This window comes from Shimia sp. MIT910701, from assembly GCF_047126315.1.
Classification (GTDB): domain Bacteria; phylum Pseudomonadota; class Alphaproteobacteria; order Rhodobacterales; family Rhodobacteraceae; genus Shimia.
In genome coordinates this window covers 3636515-3656092 of the sequence record NZ_CP138953.1, presented here as the reverse complement: position 1 = coordinate 3656092, position 19578 = coordinate 3636515, and the positions used below count along the sequence as shown (strand labels likewise).

At 56.0% G+C, this 19578-nt stretch carries 17 protein-coding genes; 10 read left to right on the top strand and 7 right to left on the bottom strand.

Annotated elements, in window-relative coordinates; translation table 11 throughout:
* Positions 1 to 197: 197 nt before the first annotated feature.
* Positions 198 to 875, top strand: coding sequence for a hypothetical protein (locus SIB38_RS17780; RefSeq protein ID WP_412550726.1), 678 nt, complete (start codon positions 198 to 200; stop codon positions 873 to 875).
* Positions 876 to 1003: 128 nt separating this feature from the next.
* Positions 1004 to 1219, top strand: a complete 216-nt coding sequence (locus tag SIB38_RS17775) for a hypothetical protein (RefSeq protein ID WP_412550725.1) — start codon at positions 1004 to 1006, stop codon at positions 1217 to 1219.
* 30 nt (positions 1220 to 1249) lie between these two features.
* On the opposite strand, the gene SIB38_RS17770 is transcribed toward SIB38_RS17775, so the two are convergent.
* A protein-coding gene (locus SIB38_RS17770) for an IS3 family transposase (RefSeq protein WP_412550264.1) occupies positions 1250 to 2592 on the bottom strand; the annotation gives its coding sequence in 2 pieces (ribosomal slippage) (positions 1250 to 2265 and positions 2265 to 2592; 1344 coding nt in all).
* 89 nt (positions 2593 to 2681) lie between these two features.
* On the opposite strand from SIB38_RS17770, the gene SIB38_RS17765 reads away from it, so the two are divergent.
* Positions 2682 to 3083, top strand: coding sequence for a hypothetical protein (locus SIB38_RS17765; protein WP_412550724.1), 402 nt, complete (start codon positions 2682 to 2684; stop codon positions 3081 to 3083).
* A 5-nt stretch (positions 3084 to 3088) separates the two neighbouring features.
* Positions 3089 to 4639, top strand: coding sequence for a TniQ family protein (locus tag SIB38_RS17760; protein ID WP_412550723.1), 1551 nt, complete (start codon positions 3089 to 3091; stop codon positions 4637 to 4639).
* A 321-nt stretch (positions 4640 to 4960) separates the two neighbouring features.
* Here SIB38_RS17760 and SIB38_RS17755 read toward each other — a convergent pair whose 3' ends face one another.
* Both SIB38_RS17755 and SIB38_RS17750 read right to left on the bottom strand, forming a co-directional pair.
* On the bottom strand, positions 4961 to 5665 hold the full coding sequence (locus SIB38_RS17755) for a hypothetical protein (RefSeq protein ID WP_412550722.1): 705 nt from the start codon (positions 5663 to 5665) through the stop codon (positions 4961 to 4963).
* A gap of 193 nt (positions 5666 to 5858) precedes the next feature.
* Positions 5859 to 6572, bottom strand: a complete 714-nt coding sequence (locus SIB38_RS17750; RefSeq protein ID WP_294119691.1) for a TniQ family protein — start codon at positions 6570 to 6572, stop codon at positions 5859 to 5861.
* A 41-nt stretch (positions 6573 to 6613) separates the two neighbouring features.
* Here SIB38_RS17750 and SIB38_RS17745 point away from each other — a divergent pair, with 41 nt between their 5' ends.
* The 5 genes from SIB38_RS17745 to SIB38_RS17725 all read left to right on the top strand — a co-directional run bounded on the left by SIB38_RS17745 (position 6614) and on the right by SIB38_RS17725 (position 11927).
* Positions 6614 to 6775, top strand: a complete 162-nt coding sequence (locus SIB38_RS17745; RefSeq protein WP_294119692.1) for a hypothetical protein — start codon at positions 6614 to 6616, stop codon at positions 6773 to 6775.
* 54 nt (positions 6776 to 6829) lie between these two features.
* Positions 6830 to 8172 (top strand): IS3 family transposase gene (locus SIB38_RS17740; protein ID WP_412550264.1). Its coding sequence is split into 2 segments (ribosomal slippage): positions 6830 to 7157 and positions 7157 to 8172, totalling 1344 coding nucleotides; the frame shifts between segments, so codons are not numbered across the junction.
* A 698-nt stretch (positions 8173 to 8870) separates the two neighbouring features.
* A complete protein-coding gene (locus tag SIB38_RS17735; protein ID WP_294119209.1) occupies positions 8871 to 10025 on the top strand; it encodes an ABC transporter substrate-binding protein in 1155 nt (384 codons plus the stop codon).
* Positions 10026 to 10098: 73 nt separating this feature from the next.
* A complete protein-coding gene (locus tag SIB38_RS17730; RefSeq protein WP_294119207.1) occupies positions 10099 to 11160 on the top strand; it encodes a FecCD family ABC transporter permease in 1062 nt (353 codons plus the stop codon).
* A complete protein-coding gene (locus tag SIB38_RS17725; RefSeq protein WP_294119206.1) occupies positions 11157 to 11927 on the top strand; it encodes an ABC transporter ATP-binding protein in 771 nt (256 codons plus the stop codon). The genes SIB38_RS17730 and SIB38_RS17725 overlap by 4 nt, the downstream gene beginning before the upstream one ends.
* A 38-nt stretch (positions 11928 to 11965) precedes the next feature.
* On the opposite strand, the gene fes is transcribed toward SIB38_RS17725, so the two are convergent.
* Both fes and SIB38_RS17715 read right to left on the bottom strand, forming a co-directional pair.
* Positions 11966 to 13612 carry an enterochelin esterase gene (gene fes, locus SIB38_RS17720; RefSeq protein ID WP_412550721.1) on the bottom strand — a complete coding sequence of 549 codons (1647 nt, stop codon included), beginning with the start codon at positions 13610 to 13612 and terminating at the stop codon, positions 11966 to 11968.
* Complete coding sequence (locus SIB38_RS17715) at positions 13602 to 15752, bottom strand: TonB-dependent siderophore receptor (RefSeq protein ID WP_412550720.1); 2151 nt, start codon at positions 15750 to 15752, stop codon at positions 13602 to 13604. Before SIB38_RS17715 ends, fes begins: the two co-directional genes overlap by 11 nt.
* A gap of 182 nt (positions 15753 to 15934) precedes the next feature.
* On the opposite strand from SIB38_RS17715, the gene SIB38_RS17710 reads away from it, so the two are divergent.
* The gene (locus SIB38_RS17710; RefSeq protein ID WP_294119203.1) at positions 15935 to 16810 is read left to right on the top strand and encodes a helix-turn-helix domain-containing protein; all 876 of its coding nucleotides are present in this window, start codon (positions 15935 to 15937) and stop codon (positions 16808 to 16810) included.
* Positions 16811 to 16860: 50 nt separating this feature from the next.
* Here SIB38_RS17710 and SIB38_RS17705 read toward each other — a convergent pair whose 3' ends face one another.
* Both SIB38_RS17705 and SIB38_RS17700 read right to left on the bottom strand, forming a co-directional pair.
* On the bottom strand, positions 16861 to 17808 hold the full coding sequence (locus tag SIB38_RS17705; RefSeq protein WP_412550719.1) for a hypothetical protein: 948 nt from the start codon (positions 17806 to 17808) through the stop codon (positions 16861 to 16863).
* Positions 17809 to 17819: 11 nt separating this feature from the next.
* Positions 17820 to 19574, bottom strand: a complete 1755-nt coding sequence (locus SIB38_RS17700) for a sulfite reductase flavoprotein subunit alpha (RefSeq protein WP_294119201.1) — start codon at positions 19572 to 19574, stop codon at positions 17820 to 17822.
* Positions 19575 to 19578 lie beyond the last annotated feature (4 nt).

Here is a 19578-nt window from a genome sequence, read left to right as displayed (position 1 = left end):
CGAGGGCTCATTTCAAGGACATCGGTTTTTCAAACAATCCTGGTCTCGCTCCAAGTCATCCATTGATGGCAGCGGAGGAGGTGTGTCTCGAACTTTCTTCGCCGTCCATGTTGGGTGTTTTGCGAACGGTTTGAGATCGCCTGAGGGGATCATTTCCAAACTCGGGGAACGTCCCCACGCAATAGAAAGACAGAAACATGTCCATCCATTTCCAAACTGGCGGCATCCGCCTTCCTGAAGTCAGCCGCGGCAATCGTGACACCCAAGTTGGGTCAAAACGACATTTCACTGGTGGTGCCGTTATCGGTGACGATCACGGTGTTCGCCTTGGTCTTGAAAGCAATCTCGAGAAAATGGCCCTGCTTCTTCTATCGGCACGCCCGACCACTCTGGATGTCGTCGAGCAAGTTGCCTTCGAATGGTATGACGAACATGGTGAGTATCACACGCACTACATGGACTTGGTCGCCAAACAGACTGATGACCGAGTTGTTGGTTACGCAGTTCGTCCGAGCCAGCACGCAGGGCTCAAGTACACATTGAAACTGGCACGCATCAAGCAGCAGGCCATTCGCGGGGGTGTCGTGAACGACTTCCGCTTGTTCACTGAACAGGATGTCTGTCCGGTCGAATTGTTCAATGCGGAGCTGTTTCATGCTGTGCGTCGGCCAGATTGCTTTGCAGATCCTGTCATGCAGGATGTCGCTGGCGCGTCAGTTGGTGTGACGACGATTGGCGCATTGGTCGACGAGTCCGGCCTTGACGGAATGGGTTTTCGGGCTGCGGTTCGCCTCATCAAATCCGGCCACCTTCAGATGGTTCGGTATGAGCGTATCGAGCGTTCCTCTGAGGTATTTAGAACCCTCACCATCTGAGCCCAAACCAATGAGGTTGGCCTGACACGCTGAAACAGCTCAGGCTGATCTCTTTCCCTTTTTTCTCGTTCCGGACCGAGGCCGTTGCGCCCCGGAACGGTACCTCCATGCCATTGAAAGGAATAATCATGGATCTCTCAAACCCTACTCAGTATTCCCACAACACTCGCTTGATCATCGGTGAATTTGACCGCGTCACAATTGAAGGTGTTAGTTACCGTCTTCATCAAGAAACTGAAGTTGGCTTCGTCTTCCTCCGCGATGATGAAACCCATCTGGCACGTCAGTTCAGCCATGAGGTGTCCGTCGTCAAAGTTTTTGGAACCAAAAGCGGCGTGAACTAAGAGAGTGTTCGGCTCATCGGGTCGGTTTGATTATGCTGCGCGTTGACTGTGATGCAAGCGTCGCGCTTCGAATGTCTTCCGTTTGATCCTTTCTCGTTGTTCCAGAATGGCTTGGTCACGTCCGAAGTAGACATCGGCTGGTGTGACGTTTTTCAGGCTCTCGTGATATCGCTGGTGATTGTAATGATCGACGAAGGCTTCGATTTGGTCTTCGAGATCGCCGGGCAGGAAATAGTTTTCCAGCAAGATCCGGTTCTTCAAAGTTTGATGCCAACGCTCGATCTTGCCCTGCGTCTGGGGATGATACGGCGCTCCACGTGAATGTTTCATGCCTTTGTCCTGCAGCCACTCAGCCAGGTCACCCGAGACGTAACTGGAGCCGTTGTCGCTGAGTAGGCGCGGTTTGTGGACAACGTGGACCTGATCGCACCCTGACGCCTGCAAAGCCAAGTCCAGCGTGTCAGTCACATCCTCCGCCCGCATGGTCGTGCAGAGCTTCCACGAGATGATGTAGCGGCTGTAATCGTCCAGGATTGTGCTGAGATAGAACCAGCCCCACCCCAGAACCTTGAGATAGGTAAAGTCGGTCTGCCAAAGCTGGTTGATGGCCGTTGTCTTATGCTCGAACTCATTCGCGGCTTTCAGCACGATGAATGCTGGGCTGGTGATCAGGTCATGTGCCTTGAGCGTGCGATACACTGTGGATTCCGATACAAAGTACCGTTCTTGGTCTGTGAAGGTCACCGCCAACTCGCGGGGTGACAGCTCTGTCTCTTTCAAGGCGAAGCTGACGACCTTGCGCTTCACCTCGTCTGGAACGCGGTTCCAAACGTGTTTGGGCTTGGGAGACTGATCCTCAAGACCAGCCTCCCCGCGCTGCAGGTATCGGTCGTACCAACGGTAGAATGTGGTGCGAGGGATACCCAGTTTGGCCAATGTACGACGCGCTGACAGATGGCTTTCTTCAACCAACCGGATGATCTCCAGCTTCTCGGATGCGGCATACCTCATTCGTGGTCGCCCCCATCGCCTGTCATGCTTTTTTTGAGAAGACGCAGTTCCAATGTTTGCTCCGCGACAACCTCCTTGAGATCCTTTGCTTCGCGGCGCAGTTCTTTCACCTCGTCAGTGTTTGCGGCACGCGCTGTATCGCCCGCCAGCCGCTTCTTACCGGCCTCCATGAAGTCCTTCGACCATTTGTAGTAAACGCCTTGAGAAATCCCCTCGCGGCGACACAGTTCAGCTATGCTGTCCTCGCCACGAAGACCATCAAGGACGATACGGATCTTCTCTTCCGCCGAATACTGTTTACGGGTGGCGCGCTTGATATCTTTAACGATCTTCTCGCCAGGGCTCTTCGTAGTCTTTCTCATCTTCCACTCCTTAGTGGTTACGATGAGCCAGAAACTCTCCCTTATCAAATCACCCTAATTGGACCCATAGGTGCTGACGTCAGACAGAGGTGATCCGGTCTGACGCGCAGGTGAAGCGTCGCTTTACGGCGATGGGTCTACCGGAGATGGTCGAAACCGTTCATGGCGACATGTATCGTGCTGTTTTAGCGGACTATTGCGGCCGAGTCGGGTTGGAGCCACCTGTTGAGCCAGACTTGATCGGTCGTATTTTCCATGGCGCGCGATATCGCTTTGGACGGGCTATCGAACTGTTGTTGTTGGCTATGGAATTCGCGATTGAGCAGGATGATGAGTATCTGACCATCGATCACTTCGCATCCGCCTATGCGATGAATGAGGCCTGTCCGGCGTCGGAAAATGTCTTCTATGCAGACAACTATCATGTCTTGGATCCCGATGCAGGTGATGACACGCCAATGCCGCGATCGCGCCGGAAGCGGAAAGGATGAACGCTATGGCAGCTTTATTCCCAGATCTTCCGTTTCAGCCTGACGAAACGCCCATGTCATGGGCAGCACGACTAGCGGCCTTCCATACGGGAGGCCGCGTTCTGCCGTTTCTAAATACCATGAGTATCCCGGCTGCAGATCTTGCAGCGGGCAAACCTGAAGCTGTTGAGCGATTGTGCCAGATCACCGGTCAGGACCCGGAACCTGTCTTGGCAAACACGATTATGGCTCTGGGCGAACGCCGCTATCGTCTTCGCGGATGTGAGTTTTCTGCGGAGTTCACTACTGGAATTGTGACGCGGTTTTGCCCGCTTTGCCTCGCAGAAGATCGCGATGGGCAGGCTTGGCCAAACGCAGCTATGCGGCATCGTTTGCATTGGCGGCTTGCACCTGTGCGGACTTGCCGAAAGCACAATACTCCTTTGATCAATGTACGCATGGGCAAGTGGACCGACGTGCTTCATGAGGTTCAAGCGATGAATGATGCTGTGACTGCTGGTAGCGGTTCGGCAGAGAAACTTCCTTCACGGGTTCCATCACCACTGCAAGAGTACGCCGAAGGACGTCTTGAGGGACAGGCGGGACATGCATGGCTAGACGGGCAGAGAATTGATCAAGCCTGCCGCGCTGCGCACATGCTTGGTGGCCTGATGACATATGGTCCCGCGCAAAAGGCGGCCGAAATGACGGAAGATATGTGGGATGAGGCGGGTCGCACTGCATGGCCTGTTGTGCGTGATGGAGAAGATGCAATCCGTGAAATCATCAGAACACAGCTCCTGAGTGCGATCAAAAAGAATGGGCACCCGAGTCCGAGGAACGCATTCGGCATGCTCTATGGCTGGCTGTTCGCCAGTAAGCTGTCAAAAGATCCAGGCCCCATTCGCGACATCGTGCGCGACGTCATCATTGACAATGTGCCATTGGTGCCGGGCCAGATGCTTTTGGGCGAGCAGATCACGAAACCTCGCTTTGCCAGTATTGCCTCTATTGCGAAGGCTGAGCACCTTCATTCAAAGACGTTGACCAAAATTTTGGAGCTGGCTGGCGTGATTGATGAAACGGAGCCATTGAAAGGCGCGCCGAATGTTGTTGCCGATTACGCTAAGGCGAAACCTCTCATTGAGCGCGCGCAGCACGCAACGCCAGTCACCCGGGTCCCAGATATGTTGTCTGCATCTCGCCCGCTGGTTGCTGCTTTGATTGAATTGGGCCAGCTGCGCAGAATACAGGATCATGATGAGCTCAAGAGTAAGGTTGGGAAATCGATCGATGGGCGGTCAATCGATGAAGTTCTAAAGTTCATCGAAGGGCGATTTGAGGTCGTGGATGTCATACCGGCGGGGCATGTGCATTTGGCGAAGGCGGCCGAGAAAACTAGAGTTACATTGCGGGCAATCCTAGAGCTTTTGTTCGGTCAGCACTTGGAGGATGTGTATCGATTAAACAATCATCACGGTTTTGACTCGGTGATGGTTTCACCAGCTGAGATCATGAAATGTATCGAAGAACCGCCCGACAACGTTTCGGATGAGATTCGATTTTGGATGGGGTGACAGCCATTCCGCTTATCTATCCACATCTAACTTTCAAAATGCTGCCTTCCGGCGGCATTTTTTTGGAACTTTCGATGGTCATTTGATATGTGTAAATGGTCATTTTGGCCGCCGGCGGGTAAAATTTTCTAAATGAAATCAATGGGGTTATATTGCGGAATGGCCAAGTTATGGGGTGTTCAACAAGTTGTCAGTTACCTCATAGGTTTTCCAAGAGTCACACCATAAGTTTTCCGGATTTCCTAAAAACACCAAAACGGTGAACAAGAAAAACGGCGCGAGACTGATCTCACGCCGTTTTTCTGCTTTTGGGTTGGGAGTTTACGAGAGGAGGGCTCGGACTTCCGACCTGAGAAAGACGCTTCCGTAGCGCTGCCCATTTACTGAGAATGGCTGGATGGATGCTGCGCGGAGTTGGTGCGTAACCTTTTGCCAGGATTGTCCGGTTTCTTGTGCTAGTGTCCTGGGCGTCATGAACTTGGCATGAAACGCGACTTCGTCATGCGGTTCAAAATAGGATTGCATGGCCTTTGTTGTCGGGTTTTGTAGCGCTGTTGTTTGGACAAAACAGTCTTCTATTAAGCGCTTGAGAATTGAAGGCTGATTGATCCCAACGGACTTAGCGAAGTCCTCGATGTTTATTGCCTGGTGCCCAATTGGTTTCAGAGCGGCGACAACGTCGTCATGATAAACGTGGATGGCTGCATACCCTTCGCTTCCCATCCTGTTGGCAACGCGCGCGATCCTTCCTTCCAAGATGGCGGCGATTACTGTGCCGGGGCCGACTTTAAGCCTTTGCGCTGCTTTTGAGATATGTTCCCAACCGTGTTGCGCTTGTCTAAGCTGGACAGCACCACGGAGTACCTGGTTCAGGAAAGTGAGGCCATCTGCCGGGTTCCAAACAGCCTTCACATTGCCAGCGGTGAGTTCTGGTTTGAGAACGCCGTCAGCGACAAGCAAATCGAACTGAGAGCGCGTTGCATTGATTGCGTCGGCCATTTCTTTAGCGCTGATCAGCTTTGTCATTCCCGACAGCAAAGGTGTAGCCTGTTCTGCGTCAAACACCTGCCATGCGTCCGGCATGCCGCACTCTGCCGGCGGCACAATGTCTTTTGCGACGAGGACCTTTCGAAGGCGACGTTGATCAATGCCAATTGCCTGCGCTGCAGTTCGTACGGAGTGCAACCGTCTTTCATAGACGGGATGCCCCAACAGTTCATCACCGGGCCCAAGTGGCTGCCATATGGTCACGCAATATCTTCTGGAACGGCGCGTATGCTGGGTCATTGCGGTGGTCGTAGGCCAAGCGCTCATACATTAGTGGGTAAATTGCCTTTCCGCCGTCTTGTGGGGTTCCAGGCTGACTTTGAAGCTCTTCCAAAGTCTCTTGAATGGCAGCTACGCCTCGTCGCGCAACGTGAAACCCCATTTCACACAGAGCAGGGCGGTGTTTTGGTTTCACACGGGCGAGAGGGATGTTTTCCAGTCGAAGCCGTGCGGCTCCCAGATATCGGCAGAAGTTGGCGGCGGCGTGGAATGCGTGTTGGTCCAACCAGTTCTTGGGGTTCGTGTGGCCGTTAAGTCTGCTCTCAACCCAGAGTTCAAAGGGCAGTGCCTTTCTGGAGCCAACTTCCATTTCACCGGCAAGAACTTTGGGAGCCAGTAGGGCCAATTGAGGTGCGGAGTCATAGCGACGGATCCGATTTCCTTCGCGCCAAAGTGGTAGCAAGGACGTGTTATGTTTATGGCAAATGGAGACATGAGGGACCATCCAATGCCCGCGTAGGGCCATGGTTTCCACACCTTCCTGGGCGTCTTCAAGCAGACAGCGAACGCAGCCGCGGACTTCTGGAAAAAAACAGGGCGCGCGCGGGGAACCTATGAGCGCAAAGCTCCAGCTGTTTGTTGTCTGCGGCCTTTGGTGACCAAGCAATCACTTCTTCAGGTACGTCGACACCATGGTCCCGCAGATGCATGAGAGCGTTGTCCGATTGCCGCAACACTGCGTTGAAAGAGGTGCTTTTGTCGGTACACAGCGTCGCTACATCGACTTGGAAATGCGATGCGTATCGCGACAGCCATGAGGAAAGCGTCTCTCGATCTCTGTCTGACGTCAGCACCTATGGGTCCAATTAGGGTGATTTGATAAGGGAGAGTTTCTGGCTCATCGTAACCACTAAGGAGTGGAAGATGAGAAAGACTACGAAGAGCCCTGGCGAGAAGATCGTTAAAGATATCAAGCGCGCCACCCGTAAACAGTATTCGGCGGAAGAGAAGATCCGTATCGTCCTTGATGGTCTTCGTGGCGAGGACAGCATAGCTGAACTGTGTCGCCGCGAGGGGATTTCTCAAGGCGTTTACTACAAATGGTCGAAGGACTTCATGGAGGCCGGTAAGAAGCGGCTGGCGGGCGATACAGCGCGTGCCGCAAACACTGACGAGGTGAAAGAACTGCGCCGCGAAGCAAAGGATCTCAAGGAGGTTGTCGCGGAGCAAACATTGGAACTGCGTCTTCTCAAAAAAAGCATGACAGGCGATGGGGGCGACCACGAATGAGGTATGCCGCATCCGAGAAGCTGGAGATCATCCGGTTGGTTGAAGAAAGCCATCTGTCAGCGCGTCGTACATTGGCCAAACTGGGTATCCCTCGCACCACATTCTACCGTTGGTACGACCGATACCTGCAGCGCGGGGAGGCTGGTCTTGAGGATCAGTCTCCCAAGCCCAAACACGTTTGGAACCGCGTTCCAGACGAGGTGAAGCGCAAGGTCGTCAGCTTCGCCTTGAAAGAGACAGAGCTGTCACCCCGCGAGTTGGCGGTGACCTTCACAGACCAAGAACGGTACTTTGTATCGGAATCCACAGTGTATCGCACGCTCAAGGCACATGACCTGATCACCAGCCCAGCATTCATCGTGCTGAAAGCCGCGAATGAGTTCGAGCATAAGACAACGGCCATCAACCAGCTTTGGCAGACCGACTTTACCTATCTCAAGGTTCTGGGGTGGGGCTGGTTCTATCTCAGCACAATCCTGGACGATTACAGCCGCTACATCATCTCGTGGAAGCTCTGCACGACCATGCGGGCGGAGGATGTGACTGACACGCTGGACTTGGCTTTGCAGGCGTCAGGGTGCGATCAGGTCCACGTTGTCCACAAACCGCGCCTACTCAGCGACAACGGCTCCAGTTACGTCTCGGGTGACCTGGCTGAGTGGCTGCAGGACAAAGGCATGAAACATTCACGTGGAGCGCCGTATCATCCCCAGACGCAGGGCAAGATCGAGCGTTGGCATCAAACTTTGAAGAACCGGATCTTGCTGGAAAACTATTTCCTGCCCGGCGATCTCGAAGACCAAATCGAAGCCTTCGTCGATCATTACAATCACCAGCGATATCACGAGAGCCTGAAAAACGTCACACCAGCCGATGTCTACTTCGGACGTGACCAAGCCATTCTGGAACAACGAGAAAGGATCAAACGGAAGACATTCGAAGCGCGACGCTTGCATCACAGTCAACGCGCAGCATAATCAAACCGACCCGATGAGCCGAACACTCTCTTAGTTCACGCCGCTTTTGGTTCCAAAAACTTTGACGACGGACACTCAATCAATTTTCACGGCAAACTAAAATAGGAAACTGAGCCTCCACCAATGAAGTGGTCCGCCCCTTTAATTAGGAAAGTGGAGGACCTGAGAGGGCCAATAAGAGACCCAAGCCCGCAAAGATTGGCGTGAAGCCGCGCCAGCCAAGCATAGAGAACGGAAATAGATTGTTAGTGTGCAGGCCCCGGACTTCGAAAGTGACTTGATAGCCGCCATTCGTGATCTGCGCAGGAGGAGGTACTACAGAGCTCGGTGCCGTCATTTGATTGAGCGCAGCATGTCCAAGCAACTGATCGCGTTCCCCGATAAAGGCGGGCCTTGCTGGACTTTGTGCGGCGCTTCGTCTCGCGGCGGCGCGGTCCGGCAAAGCAGACATCAGCTGCCAGCGCGAAACGAAGCTCCGGTAGAGAGTCCTCCTCCTCGGTGTGGCCTTTCTTGTGCATCGCCTGGAAGGCGCGGAACTGGTCGAGCGTAGGAAGCGGCCCGCGCTGGACGTGACCTGAGCACCGAAACTTCAACCCACGTCACGAGCTCGCCACCCTTATACTTGACTCTTTTGGTGTGTTAATATTCCTTGCACCTCAGATCGCGACTCTGATCGCGACATACCCAAGGAGAGACCCATGAAAGTCAGCACACTGACACGGGGTCTTTGCTCCGCTGCCGCAGCAGTGACGTTTTCCGTCACCACCGCCACGATTGCCTTTGCAGAGACCATCACCGTCACAGACGTCGCAGGCCGCGTTGTCGAAGTTGAGAAAAACCCATCCAAAGTTGTGATCGGCGAAGGCCGTATGATCTATTCGATTGCGCTTCTGGATCAGGACAATCCGTTTGAGCGCGTCGTTGGCTGGAAAGACGACATGGTCAAATACGACCCGGACGCCTATCGCAAGTACCTCGCCAAATACCCTGAGATCGCCGATCTGAAGAGCTTCGGCAGCCCTTATTCGGACGAGTGGAATCTTGAAGCGGTTGTGGCGCTTGGCACTGAAGTGGTGTTCATGAACCTCGGCAACCTGCTCAAGGCGCAGGAAAGCGGCATCATTGAGAAACTCGATGAGGCGGGCGTGGCCACGGTCTTTGTCGACTTCCGCCAGAACCCCACCGAGAACACCGTGCCCAGCATTCAGCTGATGGGCCGTATCTTTGACAAACGCGATCAGGCGGATGAGTTTGGCGACTTCTACCAGCAGCAGATGAAACAGATCTACTCCCGCGTGGCGCAGATCCCGGCTGAAGACCGCCCGATTGTGTTCATCGAAAATGCCGCTGGCTATAACCCGAACAAGTGCTGCAACACCTACGGTGCTGCCAATCTGGGCCGTCTGGTTGACTTGGCCGGTGGCCGCAACTGGGGCTCCATGAAGTTCCCGGGCTTCAAAACCAGCGTCAGCCTTGAGGCGATCTTTGCCGATGATCCGGAAATCATCATTGGCACCGGCGCCAACTGGTCTGAGGCCAACCCGGCGACTACCGCTGTGCTGTTTGGCTACGAAGCAGAGCCAGCCGCAGTACAGGAACGCCTTGCAGGTCTCGCTTCCCGCGAAGGCTGGGGTGAACTGTCGGCTGTGAAAAACGGCCGCTTCCACTCGGTCTACCACCAGTTCTACAACAGCCCGTATCACTTCGTCGCCATGCAGGCCTTTGCCAAATGGATGCATCCGGAGCTGTTTGAGGACGTGGACCCAGAAGCATCCATGAAGGAACTGCACGATAAGTTCCTTCCGATCGACTACTCCGGCGTGTTCTGGGGCAGTCTGAAGGTTGGCGGCTAATCCCCCTCGCCAACTTCCCGGCTCTGCTTATGCGGGGCCGGACCCTCTTTTTCCCTCCTCGGAGATCTTCCCCGTGACCCTCGAAGTTGATCCCGCGGCGATCCGGCATGATTATGTCGCCCGCGTGTCCCGCCGTTATGGCGTCATTGCCGCTGTCTTTGGCCTGCTTTGCCTGAGCTTCCTTCTGGACATCACCACCGGACCGGGTGGCTACAGCCTGTCCACCATCGCCGAAGTGTTGGTGGACCCGATGTCGCACGGCGCACGGTTGAAGGTCATTGTCTGGGACTACCGCCTGCCTGTGGCCGTCACCGCCGTTTTGGTTGGCGCACTTCTTGCCGTGGCTGGCGCGCAGATGCAGACTATCCTGAACAATCCGCTGGCCGAACCGTTCACTCTTGGTGTCTCCGCCGCTGCAAGCTTTGGTGCCTCGCTGGCCATTGTGCTTGGCTTCAGCGTCATCCCGGCCGTTGGTCCCTTGCTGGTCACCGTAAACGCCTTTGTCTTTGCGCTCTGTACCTGCGGTTTCATTCTGCTCGCCACCCGCCTCAAAGGTGTCGGATCAGAAACCATGATCCTCTTTGGCATCGCAATCTTCTTCACCTTCTCCGCCTTGCTGGCGCTGATGCAGTACATGGCGTCCGAGGACCAAATCGCCCGCATTGTCTTCTGGATGATGGGCTCCCTCAGCCGCGCCAGCTGGGAAAAGATCGGCCTCGGCACCATCCTCTTGTGCTTCGCCATCCCCTTCAGCCTTTACCGCACCTGGCCGATGACCGCCCTGCGCATGGGCGAAGCCACCGCGCAAAGTATGGGCGTGGACTTGGGCCGCCTGCGCGTGGAAATGCTGATCTGCATCTCTCTGCTTGCGGCCACTGCCGTGTCGTTTGTCGGCACCGTTGGCTTTGTTGGCCTCGTTGGGCCGCACATTGCCCGTATGCTGGTGGGCGAGGATCAACGTTACTTTGTGCCGCTCTCAGCGATGGTGGGCGCGCTGGTGCTGTCGCTCACCTCGCTGATCTCCAAAACCATCACGCCGGGCATCATCTACCCCATCGGCATCATCACCTCGCTGATCGGCGTGCCGATCTTCATCTCGATCATCCTCAGCTCACGACGGGAGCGCCTGCAATGACCCTGACCATCGCCAATCTGTCTGCAGGCTATGGCCGCACCACCGTGCTGCACGACGTGACCGTCACCGACATTCCCCCCGGGGCCTTTGTGGGCCTTATCGGCCCCAACGCCGCGGGCAAATCCACGCTGTTCAAAACCATCGCCGGGCTGATCACGCCCAGCCAAGGCACACTCACCATCGCGGGCGAAGACGTCACCCATCTGGGACGCAAAGACCGCGCCAAACGGGTGGCCTACATGCCGCAAGCCTATGGCTGCAACGCGTTGCTCTCGGTGTTTGAAAGTGTGCTGCTTGCGCTCAAGCAGACCACGGGCTGGCGTGTGAACGACGACAATCTCGACCGCGTGTCCGACACGCTACACGCTCTCGGCCTATCCCACCTTGCCAACCGTGGCGTCGCCGACCTCAGCGGCGGACAGGCGCAAATGGTGGCGGTGGCGCAAACCATCGTGCGCGCGCCAGATGTGATCCTGCTGGATGAACCCACCAGCGCGCTGGACCTGCACCACCAGCTCTCGATTCTGACCTCGATCCGCAACGAGATGGACCGCAAGAAACCGGTGGTCATGGCCGCCCTACACGATCTCAATTTGGCCGCCAAATTCTGCGACCGTCTCGTGCTTCTGCGAGAAGGCGCCATTCTGGCGGATGGCAAGCCCGAACACATCCTCGCCCTGCCTCAGATCGAAGAAACCTACCGCGTGCTCACAGACCTAGAGCGTACTCAGCGCAATGTGCTCTATGTGGATGCAAGGCTGGCGTGATTGGCGTAAGGCACGTAAGTGTGGCCTTGGTGCAAAAATCACTTTGAAACTCGGTTGCCAAACAATGCCAGCAAGCCGTCTGCCAAAGCCCCCCGCCAAATGGCGTAGTCGTGCCCGCCCTCGTAGGTTTGATAGGTGACATCGGGGTGTCCGAGCTGTTGCAAGGTGGATGCGAGGTGCTCGGACCCTTCGAGGATGCCAAACTCATCGGCGAACCTGCTGGTTTCGTAAGTGCCCGCCGACAGGAACGCTTTGATCGAGGTAGGGGATCGCTCTTTCGCCAGCTGTGAAGTGTATACCTCACCCTTCGTCTCATAGTCTTCCGGCGCATACCAGTAGGAACCGGACATCGAGACAAACGCGCCGATGTCTTCAGAATGATTGAGGGCGATGCAGGCCGAAGACAATCCACCCAAACTAGAGCCTGCGACCACGGTGCGATCCGGGGTAGGGGACAAGCCAAAATACTGCTGCGCGATTGGAAGAAGTTCAGAAGCGATGGCGTCTCCAAACTCAGCGTTGCAGGCCAACTCTTGCCAGCGGGTTTCCGGGTCCAGGCTGTCCACAAAGACTGTGGGAACCGCAGGTAAGCGGCCGTCGCGTTGCAAGTTGTGCAAAACTTGAGGCTTTTGAGCCCGGTTGATATAGCGCGCACCATCAAAGACGATCAGCAGGACGTTGTTTGGGTCTCTGGGCGTGAACTCTTGCGGCGTGTAGAACCAGACCCGACGTTGGTTGCCGAGAATGGCGCTTTCAAATCTTTGCTCGCGTAGGGGCAGGTTGGATTGCGTTTGCTCAAAGCTGGGTTGGACCGGGGCATTTGGCAAAGCCAGGTAGCTTTGCTGTTCAAAGCGATCCTGGGCTGTTGGGATAAAGGGGACCTTGTTCAGCGGGTCAGCTTGCAGCGTGGACAGAAGGGCAATGCGCTTTTCGCGCTGGGAGCCAGGTATCGATGGAATATCGGGCGCGATTTGATAGCTCATGCGCAGGTCAGCGCGCACGCGAAAGGAGGCAAACCAGATGTCGCTCTCCGCCAGTTTTTGCATCCAAACATGATCGTCGGCGGGCGCCCCAATGAGCCGCGCGTTGTGAGTGGCGCCACGCCATAGGAAAGTGACCAATCGCATGTCGGGATCTTTTTGCGAGTCCGCCTCGATCAGAGGGGTGCCATCACGAAGACGCTGGTCCCAAAAGGCGTACAAGCTCGCATCGTTGATCCCCTTTGCCAAAAGCGCCTGCAAAGTGGGGCTTACCGGATCCTTTGCGACATTTGGCTCTGCGGGGGGGAGTTGCTCCTCTGGGGGCAAGTTGCGCAAGAGGGTCACGCGGGCTGTGCCGGTCCCTTCCGGCGACACAAGTTCAATGTCATAGGTGTCGGCCTCTGCCACAAAGCGAAAAACGCCGCGGGTCACGACGTCTTGCAGCACTCTGCGTTTGGTTCCATCGGTTGCGGTGAGAATGACATCGACTGGGGCGCCGGATGCCTCCACAACGCCTTCCACATAAGACCCAGTCACGGTGACCAACTGGGCTTTTGCGGTTTGGCTGCCGGTGGCAAAATCGAGGGCCAATTCCGGTGTGTCGTTTGATATCAACATTGTCTCTGCCGTTTGCGCATAGGCAATCGCCGCACTGTGCAAAGACAGCGCGGCGACGGCCAGATAGGTTGAGAGTTTACCAGTCATAGGTCAGTTGGAAGCGCACTTCGCGACCTTCGCCAAACCAGCAGTAGTCATCCCAACTGGAGACACAGGACGCCACATAGGTTTTGTCTGTGAGGTTGGTGACGGCGAGGTTGGCCTTAACGCCTTTGAGGTTGGAACTCAGCAGGCCAAGGTCTGCGCTCAAGCCCAAATCAAACAGCGTATAGGACGGCACTACGATGTTCTCGGCATAATCCCCAAAGGACGAACCGGTGTAGCGCGCGCCGATGGCACCAGAGAGGCCTTCGATGAACTCATAGTTCAGCCAGAGGGACGCGTTGCTTTCGGGGATACGTTGCGCGGTGAAGCCGGCGTATTGGCCCTCGGTCATTTGCGCATCAACGAGGCCCAATCCTGCGATCACATCAAGCCGATCGGTCACGCGGCCGCGCGCTTCCAGCTCAAACCCTTTGGAGCGGCGTGTGCCGATGTTGGTCCGGTGTGGCCAGCCGTTGACTGGATCGTCTTCGACAATGTTGGTCTGCTCGATGTCAAAGTAGGCGGCGCTGACAAAGAGTTTGTCATCGGCTGAGGCCCATTTGGCACCAACCTCAAACTGTCGCGCATCGCTTGGGTCCAGCAAATTGCCATTCACGTCATAATCGGTGGACGGCTGGAACGAGGTCGAGAAGCTGGCGTAGGGCACAATCCCGTTGTCGAATTCATAGGACAAACCAATGCGACCGCTGAACGCTCCGGACTCGGCCGTGTCGCTGCCGCCGAAGCTGAGGTTTTCTGTGGTGGTTTTGGTCCGGTCATAGCGCCCGCCAAGGAGCAGGTTGAAGCGGCCAAATGCAATTTGGTCCTGTACGTACAGGCCTGTCTGCTTAAAGCGAACGTCTTGGATGTTGTCCGGGCGCAGGTACTGCGACGGATCATCCGCCGGGGTGATGAAGCTTGGATTGGACAGGTCAAATTGCAGAGGCGTGACCCAGTTGGTGCGGTTGTTGGAACGGTGCTTTTGCTGTTGATAATCCAAACCAACCAGAAGCGTGTGGTCGGTTTGACCAACAGAAAACTGAGACTCCAAGGAGTTGTCAAAGGTGAACTGTTTATAGTCATCTTTGATCCAGGCCACGCCAAGGTCGGCGATATCATCTGGCACACCAACGCTATCGATATTGTCCACCAAAACGTTGTTCTGGAACTGATCGATTTCTGTGTAGCGCAGGGAGGACCGGAAGGTCATCCCGTTGTCAAAGCTGTGCCGCAGACGGGTGCCGAAGGAGTATGTCTCGCGATTGAGTTGGTCATATTCCGGCGCAATGGAGACCAGATCACGGTCATAGTAGTGCCCGCCAACGGTTGGCTCCAGTGTGCCCTTCAAGGTGTAGAAATTCCGCTGACCAGCCTCGGGATCTTTTTGATAGATCACGTCGGCTTGCAGCTCGGTATCAGGCGTAATCTCCCAGCGGATAGAGGGTGCCAAGGAGAGGCGGCTTTGGCCAAACGCGTCCCCTTGCAGGTCTTTGTCCCAACCGGTCACAGCCAAACGGTACTTGAGTGTGCCGTCTTCGTTTAAATCTCCCCGCAGGTCTGCAGACAGCTGTTTGTAGTTGTCTGATCCCAAACCAAAAACCAGACGGTTGCCGGTGTTTTCATTGGGGGTTTTGAGGGACATGTTGACCACGCCGCCCGGGATCGCGCTGCCAAACACCACGGAGTTTGGCCCCTTCACGACCTCAACCCGGTCCAGCAGGAACGGATCGAGTTGCCCGAAGCCTGGGGTGCCGAATTGGGAGCCGTTCAGGTATTTGGGGGCGTAGGTAAAGCCGCGAATGAAGGTTTCGTCATAGATAGTGGACTCGCCACGGTAGTTGGTCACGACGTTTGGCGTATAGCTCAGCGCCTCTGCCACGGACTCCGCGCCCTGATCCAGCATTTGGTCTTCTGTTACAACATTGACCGTGACTGGGGTCTTCACCAGCGGCGTGCTGGTTTTAGTGGCGCTGGAGCTGTGGCCAGCGGCATAGCCTTCCACTTCGGGGCTTTCAAAAGCCTGAAGCACGGTGATTTCGTCAAGCGTATAGTCTTCTTCTGCAAACGCAGAAATTGGCATGAGCGCAGTGGTCGCCAGACAGCCGGCAAGGATGTGCCGGCTGCGAAGTGTGATGTCCTTCACGGTGTGTCCCCTTTAGATAACTGCACTTTGGGAACGCCCGGATGCAGTTAATGTTGAGTATTTTTATTGGGTTTTATAAAACGCGGGGAAAGGGGTCTATTGTGAACACCTTTGCGCAGGCGACAGTTTTGTTTGCGCAGCGACGTTTTGACAAAGACGCGACCTAACAAAGGACCATCTGAATGTCGGTTGATCTTTTTCCTGGTGAATTTCGTGTTGGTGTTCTGAATGAGACAATTTCTGGGGTCAGCGATGATGCGTCTGCGCCAGTACAGCCGAAGTTCCTTGTTCTGATCCTGCTCAAGGGACGCCAGAAGTTTTATGTGGACGGACAGCTTGTTGAATTGAACGCGGGTGAAGGGGATGCCGCCGAGCCTGTTGGCTATGCAGTTCTGTTCACGAAGGAATGTGACTTGCAATTTGCCGGATCGTGGGGCGATCCGTTTCAGAAGATTTCCATTGCCGGGCCGCCTGACTGGTTTGACCACATCGCGCGCGACATGACACGTGAAGAAGGGTTGCCGAACTTTCCAAAACAGCATTTGGAGCAGCGTATCTGGTCCCCGAGCAAAGAGACATTGCGCCTGGCACAACAGATCATTTTCTCGCCACCAGAGGACAGTGACCAGCAGTTGGGCCTTTTTCGGATGTCACGTGCTTTGGAAGTTTTGCGCCGCATTCCGGCTGAGATTACTGCGACAGAGGATCATACCGCCAAAACCTCTCTCCAAAACAACGAACTAAAACCGCTTGAGCGTATTCGGCTTCATATCCTGGAAAACCTCACGCAGGACATCTCGTTGGAATATTTGGAACAGACGTTTGGGCTCAACCGTCGATCTATACAGCGGCGATTTAAGCAGGCCTATGGGGTCAGTGTTTCGCAGTTTGTCCGCAAATCTCGCCTGAAACGGGCGAATGAGGCGTTGCAAAAGGAAGGACTGCCATTGGCGAAAGCGGCGCATTTGGCGGGCTATTCCTCACCTGCGAACTTTGCGACGGCATTTCGGCGCGAGTTCGGTGTGGCGCCAACAACGGTCCGGAACCGGGAGATTTGATGCTGCAGAAGTGCGGAGCTCTAAGGCGACTTCCTCATGTGGCTTAGGTGCTAGCGATGCCTTGGTAAGGAAGCCAGTAAGTCGTTCCAATGCCCCAGGTCGTTGTGGGGATCAAGGGCGAGCACAGCAATTGCCTTCCCGTCCGCCGCATAAAACTCCAGATGGGATACTGCGCCAAAACGGCTGACCCAGCAGGACGCCACTTTCGATAAATCGACGGCAAAGTGGCGGCGATCACAGTTCACCAGCAGGATTTTGTCGAGAAGTCGAATGTCACCGTCTTGGAAAATGACGCCTTGCAAGAACCCACATCCGGCAACCAGACTGCTAAAGGAAATCCGTCGCCCGATGAGGTAGGTCAGGAAGCTGACAATCACTTGTTCCTGAATTTGCCAAGCACGCCCATCGCCGACATGGGGCAGGGTGGCCAGGCGCGTTGAACCACCGTCTTTCAGAATGTCGTTGAAGTGCATGCCACTGTCGCTGCGCGCCCAGCGGTCTTTGGCCTGACGAACAGCCGCAAGAGACACAATGTTTGTGTGCTCGACCGTGGGAGCTGCGGTTAAGTCCGATTGAGCGTCTTGGTCCAGAGCGGAGAGCACCAGCGCATCATAGCCGCCGTTGGCTTCGATACGGAGAGATACGTGATCCTGCGGGTCTGTGACCAGCAATACGGTGTCTGGGCCGGCGCGACCTGCCGTACGGGCGAGCTGTACCTGAGTGGTTGGGTTCACCCTGAGAGTGACGCGGCTGCGCGAGATATGGAAGGGGCGGGTGATGTCCTGAAGCCGAGACAGGCCGCCCATGCTGGAGAGCAGGGCAGCCCCGTTGTTGGTGCTTATCAGCGCGTCAGACAGTTGCGCACCGATCAGGCCAACGGTGTCCAATCCACCTTCCACAAAGGTCACCTCCGCCTGTGCCTGTAAGGCGGCAAGGGTGCGAGGCTGCTCTCCGGTTTGGAAAAGCGCGGTGTCTCGGGCGGGGGCGCGTTGGGGCATGTGTTGCCTTGTTAGTAAACGTCCCGCACATAGCGCTTATCGCGCTTCAGGCGGTTGACGTATTCAATTGCCGCCTCAGACGACATACCGCCCTGGGTTTCGATGATCTGATGCAGTGCCTCGTCCACGTCGCGGGCCATACGGGTAGCATCGCCACAGACGTAGAAATAGCCACCTTCTTCGAGTTGCGCGAAGAGGTCTTTGCCATTTTCGACCATGCGGTGCTGCACGTAGACTTTCTCCGCCTGATCGCGGGAGAAGGCGAGGTCCAGACGGGTCAGCAGGCCGGAAGACGAGAAGGCGCTGATTTCATCTTCGTAGATGAAGTCGCTGGCGCGGTGTTGATCGCCAAAGAACAGCCAGTTGGCGCCTGATGCGCCGCGTTCGCGGCGCTCTTCGAGGAAGGCGCGGAACGGCGCGACGCCGGTGCCTGGGCCAACCATGATCATCGGCACGCTGTCGTCTTCGGGCACGCGAAAGGACTTGTTTGGCGACATGAAGATACCGGCCTGCGCGCCCTCCGGGACGTGATCGGCGAGGAATGTAGAGCACACGCCGCGGTGCGGTCGGTTCTCATACATCCAACGCACAGCCGCAACGGTCAGATGCACTTCGCCGGGGTGCGCCTTCGGGCTGGAAGAGATCGAATAGGCGCGATGCTGCAGGGGCTTCAGCCAGGTGATCACCTGCGTCGGGTCCAGCGCCAGATCGGGGTTGAGGTTCAACAGATCCAGAGCGTCTTTGCCCCAGAGGTAGTGTTCCAGCGCTTCTTTATCACCATTGCCCACGACATGGCTCAACTCGTCATTTTTGGCGAGGGGTTCAATCGCGCGGATCAGGTCGCGGGATGGGGTCATGATCTCCAGGCCTGTGGTCAGTAAATCGCCCAGCGGCTGGCCAGAGATGTCGGTTTCTGCACCGGCGCCCAGGCGGTCCAGCCACGCCTGCACCAGATCCGGCGCGTTCAAGGGCATAACGCCAAGCGCGTCACCGGCCTCATAAGTCATGCCGCTGTCGCCAAGATCGAAGGCGATGTGGCGGATTTCCTTGGCGGATTTCGCGCCGGACACAACGTGGTTGTCCAACATGGTTGAAAGATACGGGTTCTTGCGTCCCCAGCCGGATTTCTCCTTCTTGGGGGCAGCCTCAGCGGTGGGCGCGGCCGCAGAAACGCTGCCTGCGTCCGGGATGGTGGCGGCGATCCATGCCTCGGCGGCGTCCTCAAAATCAACGTCGCAGTCCACACGGGCGCCAAGGCGTTTGGCACCAAGTTGCTCAAGACGGGTGTCGACCAACTTACCGGCCTGACAGAACTCGTCATAGGAGGTGTCGCCAAGTGCCAGTACGCCGTAGTTTAGGTTTTCCAGACGCGGCGCAGTGGAGGCGCTCAGAGCGTCCCAGAAGATATGCGCGTTGTCTGGCATTTCGCCTTCGCCGTAGGTCGACACCACGATGATCAGGTTTTGCATGGTGGCAAGCTGCTCCATGCTGACGTCGTCCATTTCGGCCACACGTGGGGTGAAGCCTTTGGTTTTGGCCAGAGCGGCCGCGTCTTCCGCCACGCTTTCGGCATTGCCAGTTTGCGTGCCAAACAGGATGTCGAGGTATTTCACATCCGCCGCTTCTGCGGCTGGCGCAGCGGCGCCGCCGCCGGCGACGAGGCGAGAATGCAGGCCGGCGAGGAAACCGCCTAGCCAAGTCTTTTGCTCGCCGGAAAACGGCGCATCCTCAGGGATATAGGGCACTTTTGTGGTCATATCGTTCATTGGG